Here is a 12,528-nt window from a genome sequence, read left to right on the forward strand (position 1 = left end):
TTCAGTGTAAAATGTACTTGGGTCATGTAACGTCCTCCTGGGTATGTTTTTGTGGTTAAAAACATTGTACCGTAAAAGGGCTGTTACATGGCCTTTTATCTTTTACACAATTATATGGACGTAATCAGAAAAAAGTAAGAATGAGTTTATCATATTTATTTTCTATTTGTATAGATAATAAATATTTGTATAGATAATAAATATTTGTTGATTAAAGGAGGTAGAATTGATCAATTTCAACCGTTGGGTGGAGTTTTTCATTATTTTGATAGTTTTAGTGAAATAAAGAACAGTTTGAATATTTCTGATGTAACATCTAGTCAATTCCATGACAAGAATGATTTGAGAATTTTCGTTCCAGGGAATAATGTATTAAGAGTTGTTGATTGGTTTCATTCTAGAAAAAATAGGGAATGTACAGTTACTAGAGAATTTATAGAGGAGTTGGTAGATCCAGGAGTACTTGGAATTCAGGATTTGAAGGAAGTTCAATTTGAATTTAAAAAAAGTATTGAAACTGGTATAAGATTTAGTGAACCATTTAAAATGAATGAGTATAATATTTATGAGATTTATAAAGTTACTTTTAGTAATAAGTTGTTAGAAACCAAAATTTTGGAAAATACAAATAATAATAAACAATATTTATGGTGTGATAACTTAGATATCGAAGCTACAAAGATTTCTCTAGATGGTTTGGATAGAAAAATAGGTCAACATTCCAAATACATCGTATAGATTAGTTTTCATATCTATTGTATATTATAGTTAGTTATGTTTTTAAATGTATTTAAATTAATAATTTAAGGGATGAGACGACTATGATAAATGAAACTTTGAGTAAAATTTTTCATCATATTTCAGAGTCTTTAAATATTTCTATAACGGATAATGAAGAAATTGTTAATTCGTATAAAGCAGTTGGATCCTATTTAGGAGAATTAGAAGAAGAGTTAAATATCTCTATTTATCCACAAGGATCGTTGAGCTTAGGGACAATTATTAAGCCATTAGCCACAGATCGAAATGGTGAATATGATGTTGATCTTGTATGTCATATTACTAATGGACAAAATTTAACACCAAAAGAAGTGAAAAATATTATTGGTAGTAGATTAAAACAAAGCAAGCTCTATTCAGATAAGCTAGACAGTGAGGGGAAAAGGTGTTGGACTTTAAACTACTATAAATATCATATGGATATATTACCATGCATCCCTTATTCCACAAGTGGGTTTGATACAAAAATTGTATTGACTGAAAAAATTGAATCTGGTGAGTATGTATTTGGTCTGAGTAATCCAAAGGGGTTTCACAATTGGTTTACTAATGAAATGTTAGATATATTTAACGAATCTAGAGAAGTTTTTTCCAAAAGAAACAATGTTGATATAGAGGAAGTAAAATTATATCAGGTAAGAACCCCTTTACAAAAAGTTATTCAAATACTTAAACGGCATAGGGATATAGCGTTTGAAGGAGAGAAATACAGACCAAGCTCAATAATAATAACTACGTTGGCAGCAAAAGCATATAATGGTGAACAAGATCTATTTACAGCATTATCAAACATTATATATAATATGGAAAAATATATCGAGATTGATCAGTATGGTAATTATAATGTTTATAATCCGGTAGATTCTACTGAAAACTTTACAGATAGATGGCGGGATAATCCCGAGAGAAAAGATGCTTTTTTTTCTTGGCTTTTAAAAGCTAAATCAGATATCGTAGATGATCCAGTAAACTTTATTGAAGGTTTGGATTCTCTTAAGGAAAGACTCTCAAGAAATTTTGGCCAAGATTTAGTTAAGACTTCCTTTGAGTCATATGGAGAATCAATTTCTAAGATTAAACGCAACAATGGATTAGGTTTGAATGAGAGCGATTTCTTATCAATCGATAGTAATAAACCAATAGCTAACCATACATTCTATGGCGGTGAATAAGTATCAAAAAGACTTTAGCCCAACAATATTTAGACATAAAGAATCACTATCCTAATGCTAATATTAAATTGAAAAATAATAGATTAATTATCAATATATTATTAAAGCCTACTGAAATTTCTAAAAAGTATTCTATTGAAATTATCTATAACATTGATGGTATTTGTGAATCGTGGCTTAATAACTTACCAACAGATATAATAAAAAAAGATATACCTCATATTTATAAGAAAGATATAAAAAATAAAAAAGTGAATTTGTGTCTTTATAATCCTAGAAAATTTGAATGGAAAAGGGAAAATTGGATTTCTAGTACAATCATCCCTTGGATTATAGAGTGGTTATTCTTTTTTGAGCTTTGGCTAGCTACAGATAAATGGTATGGTGGTGGAGATCATCCGTCATTATAGGAAAGATCAAAAAAAAAGGAGGTAATATTGTTATGATTAAAGCAACGAAGATAAAAATGAATGATGGTAAAGAAACTACAGATTCCTTAACAGAAATAAAAGAAATTTATTTGGAAGGTGTCGTAAACTCTGGTTTTTATATGAAGGAAACCATTCACGACTTCATTGTCGAAAATCCGGATTCTAAAATTATTGTAGATATAAAGCCGTTTCCTGTATTGTTAGCTGCTAAAAATGGGACTCAGAAATATGTTAGATCGCAGCCAAATAGCAGTGAGAATGATAACTTACTGAAATTGCCGAGAGTATAATTAATAAAATAAAAAAGATGTTTTTGTAATTTTAAAAACCTCTTTTTTATTTTATTGGTTTATATAAGATACTTTATGCGAAGTTATCGATGATAAATAGCTTTAAATCAGTATGATTATTGTGTTGATTATATTTATGTCAACTAATTTCTCGTTGTCATAAATATAATCAACTTAGCTAGATGAATTTTACTTGATTGACTACCTTGATAACAAAGCTATTCATAATTACGTGATTTAAAAAAGAAATCATACAATTAGTTAAAGTGGACCCTTTGTCAAGGACAATTCAAAAAGAAACCAAAACCTATTATGCAGCGACTAGCTGGTATCGATAATCATTCTATCTCAGCCTCTTTACTATTTTGTATCATTTCGTGCTCGTAAAGCCGATAAAATCGCAACCGTATCTATCACTTCTTGTAAAGCCGCCCCTAATAATGTTGGAATGATTCCAAAGCTAGCTATTACCATTAATACACAACAAATAATGATACCAATCAATACCGATTGTTTCGCTACGACCATTGTTCGTTTAGCAATGTCTCTGGCTTGAGCTACTTTAGCCAAATCATCTTTCAAAATAACAATATCTGCACTTTCACTGGCAGCTGTCGAACCATGCGCCCCCATCGCTATTCCGATATCCGCTACGGAAAGAGCTGGAGCATCATTTACTCCATCACCGACCATGACTGTTGGTCTAAGTGGCGCTGGGATTTCTTGAATATAGGCGATTTTATCTTGCGGTAGACAATCAGCATGCACCACATCAATGCCTACTTGGTCTGCAATACTATCTGCTACTTCTTGCTTATCTCCTGTTAATAAATGGATGCTCTCTACTCCTTCCGCCTTTAGCATTTGCATCGTTTCCTTTGCCTCTTGACGGACTTGATCTTTCATAGTCACATGTCCTATCATGACACCATTCAAAGCAACAAATACCGCGACTTCGTTTGTTAAGCGATGGACATCTTTCTTCCCTACGAAGGTCGATTTACCTACTTTTACTTCGTTTCCTTCAATAAAGCATACGACACCTTGACCAGTCACTTCTTCCAAATCTTTCACTGGCAATAATGCCACACCTTTTTCTTTGGCTTCCCGAACAATGGAGCGTGCAATGACATGCCCCGATTCTTGCTCCGCACTGGCTACGAGTTGTAAAAATGTTTTTTCCGTATAACCACTCGTATAAGATAATTGATCAATGTAGAGCGCTCCTTCTGTTATTGTCCCCGTCTTATCAAATGAAAAGCTTTTAGCGGTTGCAAGTTTTTCGATGGTTGTCCCATTTTTCACCACGATACCATTGCGGCTAGACCGACTCATACCTGCGACTAGCGCAATCGGAGCAGCTAAGATTAAAGGACACGGTGATGCGACTACTAGGACTTCTGCAAAGCGTACCGGATCTTTAGAGAAAAACCATGCCAAACTACCAATCACATACGCAATAATCGTGAAAGGTACCGCATACCGATCTGCTAAACGAACAAAATTGGCCGGTTTTTGAGCCGATTCTTTTACTAATTTGACCAATAATTGGTATTGACTATCAGCAGCTACTTTAGTTACTTTAAAACGAAATGCTTGATCGCCATTTAGCGACCCTGACATCACTTCATCGCCAATTCCTCTTTCGACTGGTAATGACTCACCTGTTAAAGAAGATTCATCCAACGTCGTCTGACCTTCTTTAATCACACCATCCACTGGTACAAGCTCACCTGGTTTAACTAAGACAAGCTCACCGAGTTGCACCGTCTCAGCTTTGCAATCAATGATTTCCGCTCCCTTAATCACATGAGCAAGTTGAGGGGAATGGCTTAACAATTCTTGTAATTCTTTACTAGCTTGTCGGCTAGCATAATCTTCTAGACTATCTCCACCAGTAAGCATAATTAGCACAACTAAACTAGCCCAATATTGACCGACCGCCAATGTCGCTACAATGGCAGTAATAGCCAAAATATCCACACCGTATTTTCCCGAACGCAGTGTAGCAATCATGCCAATCAACATTTGAATGGCAATTAACCCACCCGTAATCGCTACAATCATATAAGCTATTGTCGGATTTTTGAATAGAAATTCAGCTAGTAAGGCTGCGAAACCGATTGTTAAAGTTAGAATAAATCGTTGGTAATTTTTCATTGTTCTCCTCCTCTATTTCACAAAAAGAGTGTAGCACCACAACTTTTCGAATGATAATATAATCCTCTAATTGATAACGATAATCAGATGCAACTATCAAAATCCTATTTTATATTATATTTATTTCAATTTAATACGTTAATCCACTAGGTAGTTAGAGTTAAACATCGATGTGCCTATCATTTTTTTTAGGCATTCCGAAAAAAATCCTTTTCTTTTTTTCATTTGAGGAGTAAACTAGCGTTGAAAAGAAATGAAAGGTGGTTATCTTCTTGAGTAAAAATGAAAATCATGCTCATAAGCACAAGTTGATGGAACACGCCAATGGTCCATCACTTGAGGAAATAAATGGGACGGTCGTTGTTCCTAAAGGTATGGGATTTTGGAAAACATTGTTCGCATACTCGGGGCCGGGTGCACTTGTGGCAGTCGGCTACATGGATCCGGGAAACTGGTCCACTTCTATTACTGGTGGACAAAATTTTCAATACCTATTAATGTCGGTGATCTTAATGTCTAGCTTGATTGCTATGCTTTTACAATACATGGCAGCTAAACTAGGAATCGTCACTCAGATGGACTTGGCGCAAGCGATTCGAGCGCGTACGAGCAAATCATTAGGTATTATTTTGTGGATTTTAACTGAATTAGCGATTATGGCCACAGATATTGCCGAGGTTATCGGGGCAGCTATTGCCTTATACCTACTATTTGATATTCCCTTATTGTATGCTGTTTTTATTACCGTCTTTGATGTCTTGTTGCTTTTATTGTTGACAAAAGTCGGATTCCGTAAGATCGAAGCAATCGTGGTTTGTTTGATTTTTGTCATTCTTTTTGTCTTTGTCTATCAAGTTGCTCTATCAAATCCAGATTGGGCTGCCGTGATGAAAGGCTTTATTCCAACAAGCGAAACATTCTCTTCATCGAAAAGTATCGGCGGTCAAACTCCTCTAACAGGCGCACTAGGAATTATTGGAGCAACTGTGATGCCGCATAATCTGTACTTGCATTCGGCTGTTTCTCAAACACGTGCCATTGATCATAGCGATGAAGATGATGTTGCCGAAGCAGTTCGCTTTACCACATGGGATTCTAATATTCAATTAACGATGGCTTTCTTTGTTAACTCGTTGCTTCTTATTATGGGTGTTGCTGTATTTAAAACTGGTGCTGTCCAAGATCCATCCTTCTTTGGATTGTATGAAGCCTTATCAGATCCTTCAACTTTAAGTAATGGTATCCTAGTTCAGGTTGCGAAATCTGGTTTATTGTCTACTCTCTTTGCAGTTGCGCTACTTGCATCTGGTCAAAATTCTACGATTACTGGTACTTTGACAGGACAAGTAATCATGGAAGGTTTCATTCATATGAAAATGCCGATTTGGTTACGGCGCCTTGTTACTCGTTTAATCTCGGTGATTCCGGTTTTAGTCTGTGTGGCGTTAACCAGTGGTAAATCGGCTATTGAAGAACATACTGCGTTAAATACGTTAATGAATAATTCTCAAGTCTTTCTAGCTTTTGCCTTACCATTCTCAATGGTCCCACTACTCATGATGACGGATAGTAGTCTTGAAATGGGTGATCGCTTCAAAAACTCATGGATCATTCGCTTATTAGGTTGGATTTCAGTCATCGGATTAACATATTTAAATCTAATCGGATTGCCCGGACAAATTGAAGGGTTCTTCGGTGACAACGCAAGTAAAACAGATCTTGTCATTGCAGATAGCATTGCCTACTTTACGATAGCTATTGTGCTTCTTTTGTTGGCATGGACAGTTTATGATCTATATAAAGGAAACAAAAAATTAAATGCGCGCATTCAATTAAATAATATGCGTGAAACGGAGTAGGAGGAGCAATATGTATGCGTTCAAACGAATTTTAGTTGGTGTGGAAGAGTCAGAAGATGCGTTAAAAGCCTTCCATTATGCTGTCCATCGCGCGAAACTAGAAGACTCTTCGCTTATCATCGCACTTGTTTTAGAAAACGAAGACATTAATACGTATGAAATTCTGGATAAGACCTTTTTAAAGAACGCTCGAGAAAAATTAATTCGCCAAGGTGAAACCTATCGTACTTACGCAAAAGAGCAAGGACTAACAGATGTGGAAGTTCTCATTGGTCAAGGAAATCCGGGTGAAGTTATTGTCAAAGAATTTATTCCAATTTCAAAGGCTGATTTATTAATCATTGGTTCTAAATCACGTAACCCTATCCGGAAATACTTAGGCACACAGGCTAGTTACATGGCGAAAAATGCGACAATTTCTGTTTTAGTATATCGTTAAAAAGAGGCGGAAACAGAATTATTTATCTACGAGCAAAAAGACCATAAAATCCAAAAGTTATTTTGAACTGCTCCCTGTCAAGTAGACAGTCAAAAAAAAACAAAAAGATTTGTTCGAGTTTCACTCGAACTGGCCTTCAGAGGAGATAGAGAAAGTCCCTTTCTCTATCTCCTCTTACAGGTTAATAAAAAGACTTAAGCGACAGCCTTACTTCTGATTTCCATCGGAGTGAGTCCGTCGTGTTTTAGTTGGCGCACATGTGCGTTTCAATCACAAAGCTTTTTCTTTTGCGTACCAGTTTCATTGTGAATCCGAAAAATCAGATTTCTGTTTCTTTAGATTCACTACCTTTGATTTTTCAGCACTTATATCAAGTTTCAGTCGGTCTTTTAACCATAATTTAGTGGCTAGAAAGATTTTGTCTGCGTCACTTCGTTTTCTACAGAAGATTTTGAAGTCATCTGCGTATCTAACAATATAAATCTCTTTTAGTTTCGAAGCACGCAGTGCTCGATATTTGTTGCTCTTAATCCATTGCTTTCTTGTTTGATGATAACAATCGTAGTTTTTCCTAGTCGGGTGTGTTTCCCATTGAGAAGATATCCACCAGTCCAGTTCATTCAAAACAACATTGGCAAGAAGTGGAGAGAGAACACCGCCTTGCGGGGTTCCTTTCTTTGGATGTTCAATGCGTCCATCCCTATGAATAATAGGTGCTTTAAGCATTGCTCGGATAACACCTAGAAGCCATTTATCACGTACCCCTAATGTCCAAAACTGTTTAATAAGTTTTGAATGGTTTACGTTATCAAAGAATCCTTCTATGTCTATGTCTATGTCTACTACAAAAGTTAGTTTTGAAAGTTGCACCATTCGTACTGCTTGAGCGAATGCATGATGTGCCGACCGGTTAGGTCGGAAACCATAGTTCTTATCATGAAACTTTGCTTCCATGATCGGTTCTAAAACTTGTAGTAGACACTGTTGTATGATTCTATCCCATATTGTTGGTATGCCTAGTGGTCTAGTTTTCCCATTTCGCTTAGGAATATCTACTCGTTTAACTGGTTGCGGTTTATATTCTGAAAATTTTGTTTGAACAGTTTTTATAAACTCGATATTCGGTATTGCTTTTAAATCATCAATATTCTTTTTGTCGACGCCTGGGGAAGTACTACCAGAATTTCCTTTAACATTCCGAAATGCCAATAGAATGTTATTAGGAGAAGTGACAATTTCCATAAGGTTACTGAAAATTTTGTTCTCGCTACTCTCTTTGTAAAGAGAATCAAAGCTATCAATAAGACCATAATATTCCATATGGCGAATTGAATGTGATGCTGATACGTTTTCCATAGCACCGCCTCCTTTCGGACGTCGGCGTTTATTTTGTCATACTCGATTCTATGGATTGTATCATAACTGTTAGTAAAGCAAATTGACTTGTGGCTATCCCTCCACAGCTTATTATCACTGCTTCATAGGTACTGTGCCACTACTCTCACTAGTGTAAATGAGCTTATTATTCTTCGTCTCAACCGTTTCAAAGGAAGTTAGTCCTCCACGACACTAGCTTTCAACGTTCCAATGATTTTATCCCTACATTTACTTTTAGGCGCTCACTCTGAACCTGTAACTTTCCAATGCCTACTACATTGCACGGTTGTTCATATCTACGATTCTTACTTAACCGCAAGCTACACCCTTTGTCACAGTAATATTTGTGCGGGTAAGATACATTTCTGTACCCCAAGCTTATAGATTCGTACATTCGCGAGTTCGTCAGTGCAGCTGCACATTCTCACCATGAGTAATTTCTGGACTCCCGGCCTATAGGTTACACCATTCACCGCTGAACAGCTTTCGATTGCATAATGCAACTGCGGTAACTCTCAGCCGACTTTACCGAGCTTTTGACAATTCCTATTCTAACTTAAGGTATTGCCAATCGGAGTATCAGAGGGAGCGCTTCAGGGCGTTACACCGTCATTTCACTCCTCAAATCATTAGTTCTACACAAGAAAATCTTGTGTGCCTAACCTTTTCAGTTAGGAACGTTTCGCACCATAAAATGACTTACAGTCGATACAAAGAATATCTCGTAAGGGTTCTTTAGTATAGTCAAACCTTGGATTTACGCCAAATTGCATAACCATGATAAATCCCCTTTTCTAAAAAAAGATACGTTTTATATACGCAGATTGTCAAATTAAGTGCAACACCTTGTCATAAAAGACCTCATAAGGTGTTTTCCAACCCAAACACTTCTTGGGTCGTAGATTTAGTTTAGAAACAAATAGATCCACTGTACTGTCTAATACTTCAGTTAAATCTTGCCCTTTGGGTAGGTATTCTCGCAGTAGTCCATTAGTATTTTCATTTGTTCCCCGTTGCCAAGGACTATAAGGATCCGCAAAAAAACAGTCAATACCGCATGCTTTACTAAATTCATGATAAAGCATAAACTCTTGTCCCCTGTCAGGCGTAATCGTTTTAAGATTTGCTTGTTTGACCCCGGAAAACAAATCAATAATTGTCTTCTTGACCGATTTAGAGTCTTTTTTTGGTGTCTTCTTTGCCAGAAGAAAACGTGATTTCCGATCAACAAGTGTGACCAAACAAGTTTTCCCTTAAGCACCAATCACTGTGTCGGCTTCCCAGTGACCGATTTCACTTCTTTTTTCTGCTGAAATTGGTCGATCGTGGATTCTAGGGGCATCGTTGAATTGTCCTCGTCCATCAAGAGCGCTTTTTTTAGGCTTTCCTTTGCGACGCAGCTTCCTTCTAGCCTCTTTACTATCTTTTGTAAAACCATCATTGAATAATCCACGATAGATAGCGCGATAAATCGTGTTATAGCTAATCGATTCACCGTTATTTTCTAACTTGATTCTCTGAGAAATTTGTTCTGGAGACCATTGGTTTTCTAAAAATAACTTTCTAACACATTCTTTTAATGGAGAGGAATCTAGCAATCGCTTCTTACCACAACGTTTCTTATTTTTCTTGTATGTTTTTTGAGCAACAGATGGTGAATAAGCGCGTTTCTTTGTCGAGTGACGTTTTAACTCACGCAGGACAGTTGAAGGGTTTCTTTTGATAAGCCGTCCGATACGGCGATAAGAAAATCCAAATCCGTGGTATAAGAATATCAATTCTCTTTCATGTGTAGTAAGATGTGTGTATGAAGCCATGGCTAAATTCCTCCTAATGATTGTTCGTCAAACACCATTATACAGGAATTTAGTTTATGGCTTTTTTTGGTGTTGCACTTAAATTGTACATTCACCATACACATTAGAACACACGTTCGCTTTTCTAGTCAAGAGAACACGGCTGGGTAGATTTATAAATTATAAAATATAAATTATAAAACAATATTTATAAAACCTCTGCCAGCGAGTAATTATGTGTATTTAAAGGCTTAATTTTTGTTACAATTTATAATTTGCAAAATATAAATTATAAATTGTACTTTACAAAATATAAAAAGGAAGAAGATTTATATCTTCTTCCTTTTTTCTTTCTTATATATCCGTTCTCTTTCCTGATCTTTCTTACGCTCTAATATTCGGTTGTAGGTTGTTTTTTGATTGTGATCGAAACGTGCAGTTCTTTCGTGAATTAATTCTTCGAGTAGTTCATAGGTATAATCATTATCAGTAGTATCAAGCAAAGCAGTAAATTCGCACCAGACTATGGCTGGTATACCAAGCGACTTGTTGTTTATCTTTAATACGTCTTCTTCAGGGTGAATATTTTCTAGTAAATCTGTGTTGTCAGAAGTAAATGCTGATTTCGGTTTAGGGATTTCTTTATAAGAATTATCAGGTTTTTGCTTTGAAAAGAAACCTGGTTTTGCATTATCGGTCATGTTAGTTTTCTCCTTCGAATAACTTTATTCTATGAATGAAATCTTTTGCTAAAGGTACAAAAACTTCTTCATAAGCAAGTTTGTCCCAATAAGTGTCAGTATTTAAACCTGTCCTCGGTGTTGTTTGCACTCGCTTAACATGTGGTAAAATATTATCAAAAAGGTTTTGATCACCAAACTTTTCGATAGCATCATTGACAACTTGGCGATCTATACTACCTTTACTCAACTGATTTGGAAGTATTCCAACTATTTCAGTCTTACAATCAAATTTTTCAACAAGTGGAGTGACTTCTTCTGATATATAATCTTCAACGCCATCTAAGCTGTCAGATTGAGTTTGAAAAGCCATAATAATATAGTCAGAAGCGTAAGCAGCATTCCTAGTGAAATCAGACATAGTAGGTGGGGTATCGATGAGAACAAAATCGTAATCCGGCTTGACTGGTTCAAGTAAATCTTTCAAGACTGAAATTCTGTTTTTTTCGACCTCGATATAATCAGCGTCTATTCCTTCTATAGCGTCCCCATAAAGCTTAGTTAAATATTTTGGAAAGTTTTTAAAATCTATATGTGATGGAATGCAATCCAAGTTTTCAATTATTGGAAGAACTAATTGTTTCAAATCTCGTTCAACGATTCCAGCTAGCATAGTTTTTTCAATAATGAAAATGTCATCGTCTTTAGAGTGATAATTTTTAGTCAACAACATTGTCTTTGTAGTATTTGATTGCGGATCGGCATCCACTACCAACACTTTAAATCCCATATTAGCAAGTACATAGCTCAAGTATCTTATAATAGTAGTTTTACCTACTCCACCCTTGGAATTTGCTACAGTAATAGTTAATGGTCTTCTGACGACATTTCTATATTCAAAAACAAATTTCAAGTTTTCTTGCGATAATTCCATTAAACAAACCTCCCGTTTATAAAATATAAAATATAAATTGCAAAATATAATATATATATCTGTCTAAGAACATTATACCAGAAGGAAATATGTTGTCAATTATATTTTATAAATTATAGTTTATAAAATATAATTTATAATTAAGCCACTTGATAATCTTTACAAATGTTTAAAAATAGGGTAACTTTGTAGTATAAAAAAAAGGTTTACAGCATTAAAAAAAAAGTTTACACTTTAAAAGAAAATTACATAAAAAAAAAGAGACGGATAAAAAAGTGAAATTGGCCTCACTATTCTATCTGAATCACATAAAAAGCCTATGTGTTCTCGCTCGTCTCAGAAGTTATGTAAGTGGCTGACAACCACTTATGTAATTTTGATAAGTTTTTCGGACTGACAATCCGAACTTACAGACTTATTCTACCATTTTTTGACGAGCAACTCAATATATACACGCTTATTTTGTCATTCATTTAAGACTTCTAAGCTATTGGGAGAACACAAATCTTTAAGATTATTTGTGTTCTCTTTTAGTTTGGGAAGGAATAAAGTCATGGCAGCTTCTTTGGATGTCGTATATTCGACGGTATTACAAAATGGTATCCGTAAA

9 protein-coding genes and 2 pseudogenes are annotated in these 12,528 nt (G+C 35.4%); 6 read left to right on the top strand and 5 right to left on the bottom strand.

Annotation, left to right across the window (positions count from 1 at the left end):
• The first annotated feature begins 189 nt into the window (after window positions 1-189).
• The 4 genes from ACWOEC_RS11460 to ACWOEC_RS11475 all read left to right on the top strand — a co-directional run bounded on the left by ACWOEC_RS11460 (window position 190) and on the right by ACWOEC_RS11475 (window position 2,673).
• A complete protein-coding gene (locus ACWOEC_RS11460; protein WP_455308342.1) occupies window positions 190-738 on the top strand; it encodes an SMODS-associated NUDIX domain-containing protein in 549 nt (182 codons plus the stop codon).
• Between the two features lie 83 nt (window positions 739-821).
• Entirely contained in the window at window positions 822-1,952 is a 1,131-nt protein-coding gene (locus tag ACWOEC_RS11465; protein ID WP_455308333.1) for an SMODS domain-containing nucleotidyltransferase, read from the top strand.
• Between the two features lie 68 nt (window positions 1,953-2,020).
• On the top strand, window positions 2,021-2,362 hold the full coding sequence (locus tag ACWOEC_RS11470; RefSeq protein ID WP_455308335.1) for a hypothetical protein: 342 nt from the start codon (window positions 2,021-2,023) through the stop codon (window positions 2,360-2,362).
• A gap of 32 nt (window positions 2,363-2,394) precedes the next feature.
• Window positions 2,395-2,673, top strand: a complete 279-nt coding sequence (locus ACWOEC_RS11475) for a DUF3892 domain-containing protein (RefSeq protein ID WP_455308337.1) — start codon at window positions 2,395-2,397, stop codon at window positions 2,671-2,673.
• Window positions 2,674-3,033: 360 nt separating this feature from the next.
• On the opposite strand, the gene ACWOEC_RS11480 is transcribed toward ACWOEC_RS11475, so the two are convergent.
• Window positions 3,034-4,833 carry a heavy metal translocating P-type ATPase gene (locus ACWOEC_RS11480; protein ID WP_455308339.1) on the bottom strand — a complete coding sequence of 600 codons (1,800 nt, stop codon included), beginning with the start codon at window positions 4,831-4,833 and terminating at the stop codon, window positions 3,034-3,036.
• Window positions 4,834-5,144: 311 nt separating this feature from the next.
• Between ACWOEC_RS11480 and ACWOEC_RS11485 the strand changes: the two genes are divergently transcribed.
• Window positions 5,145-6,692, top strand: a complete 1,548-nt coding sequence (locus ACWOEC_RS11485; protein ID WP_141323609.1) for an Nramp family divalent metal transporter — start codon at window positions 5,145-5,147, stop codon at window positions 6,690-6,692.
• A 10-nt stretch (window positions 6,693-6,702) separates the two neighbouring features.
• Complete coding sequence (locus tag ACWOEC_RS11490) at window positions 6,703-7,131, top strand: universal stress protein (RefSeq protein WP_005237651.1); 429 nt, start codon at window positions 6,703-6,705, stop codon at window positions 7,129-7,131.
• Window positions 7,132-7,384: 253 nt separating this feature from the next.
• Here ACWOEC_RS11490 and ltrA read toward each other — a convergent pair.
• From ltrA to ACWOEC_RS11510, 4 genes and pseudogenes are all read right to left on the bottom strand, one after another.
• Window positions 7,385-8,487: pseudogene (gene ltrA / locus ACWOEC_RS11495) on the bottom strand (group II intron reverse transcriptase/maturase); the annotation flags it as partial.
• Window positions 8,488-9,335: 848 nt separating this feature from the next.
• Window positions 9,336-10,325 (bottom strand): annotated as a pseudogene (locus tag ACWOEC_RS11500) (IS30 family transposase).
• Window positions 10,326-10,633: 308 nt separating this feature from the next.
• Window positions 10,634-11,005: a hypothetical protein gene (locus ACWOEC_RS11505; protein ID WP_016612373.1), complete on the bottom strand. Its 372-nt coding sequence runs from the start codon at window positions 11,003-11,005 to the stop codon at window positions 10,634-10,636.
• A gap of 1 nt (window position 11,006) precedes the next feature.
• The gene (locus ACWOEC_RS11510) at window positions 11,007-11,918 is read right to left on the bottom strand and encodes a ParA family protein (protein ID WP_005237640.1); all 912 of its coding nucleotides are present in this window, start codon (window positions 11,916-11,918) and stop codon (window positions 11,007-11,009) included.
• Window positions 11,919-12,528 lie beyond the last annotated feature (610 nt).

It is taken from the genome of Enterococcus bulliens, from assembly GCF_053761865.1.

Excerpts from the sequence above, each read along its gene's own strand:
- ACWOEC_RS11465 (WP_455308333.1), top strand. The coding sequence starts at position 822 with ATGATAAATGAAACTTTGAGTAAAATTTTTCATCATATTTCAGAGTCT.
- ACWOEC_RS11475 (WP_455308337.1), top strand. The coding sequence starts at position 2,395 with ATGATTAAAGCAACGAAGATAAAAATGAATGATGGTAAAGAAACTACA.
- ACWOEC_RS11480 (WP_455308339.1), bottom strand. The coding sequence starts at position 4,833 with ATGAAAAATTACCAACGATTTATTCTAACTTTAACAATCGGTTTCGCA.
- ACWOEC_RS11485 (WP_141323609.1), top strand. The coding sequence starts at position 5,145 with ATGGAACACGCCAATGGTCCATCACTTGAGGAAATAAATGGGACGGTC.
- ACWOEC_RS11490 (WP_005237651.1), top strand. The coding sequence starts at position 6,703 with ATGTATGCGTTCAAACGAATTTTAGTTGGTGTGGAAGAGTCAGAAGAT.
- ACWOEC_RS11505 (WP_016612373.1), bottom strand. The coding sequence starts at position 11,005 with ATGACCGATAATGCAAAACCAGGTTTCTTTTCAAAGCAAAAACCTGAT.
- ACWOEC_RS11510 (WP_005237640.1), bottom strand. The coding sequence starts at position 11,918 with ATGGAATTATCGCAAGAAAACTTGAAATTTGTTTTTGAATATAGAAAT.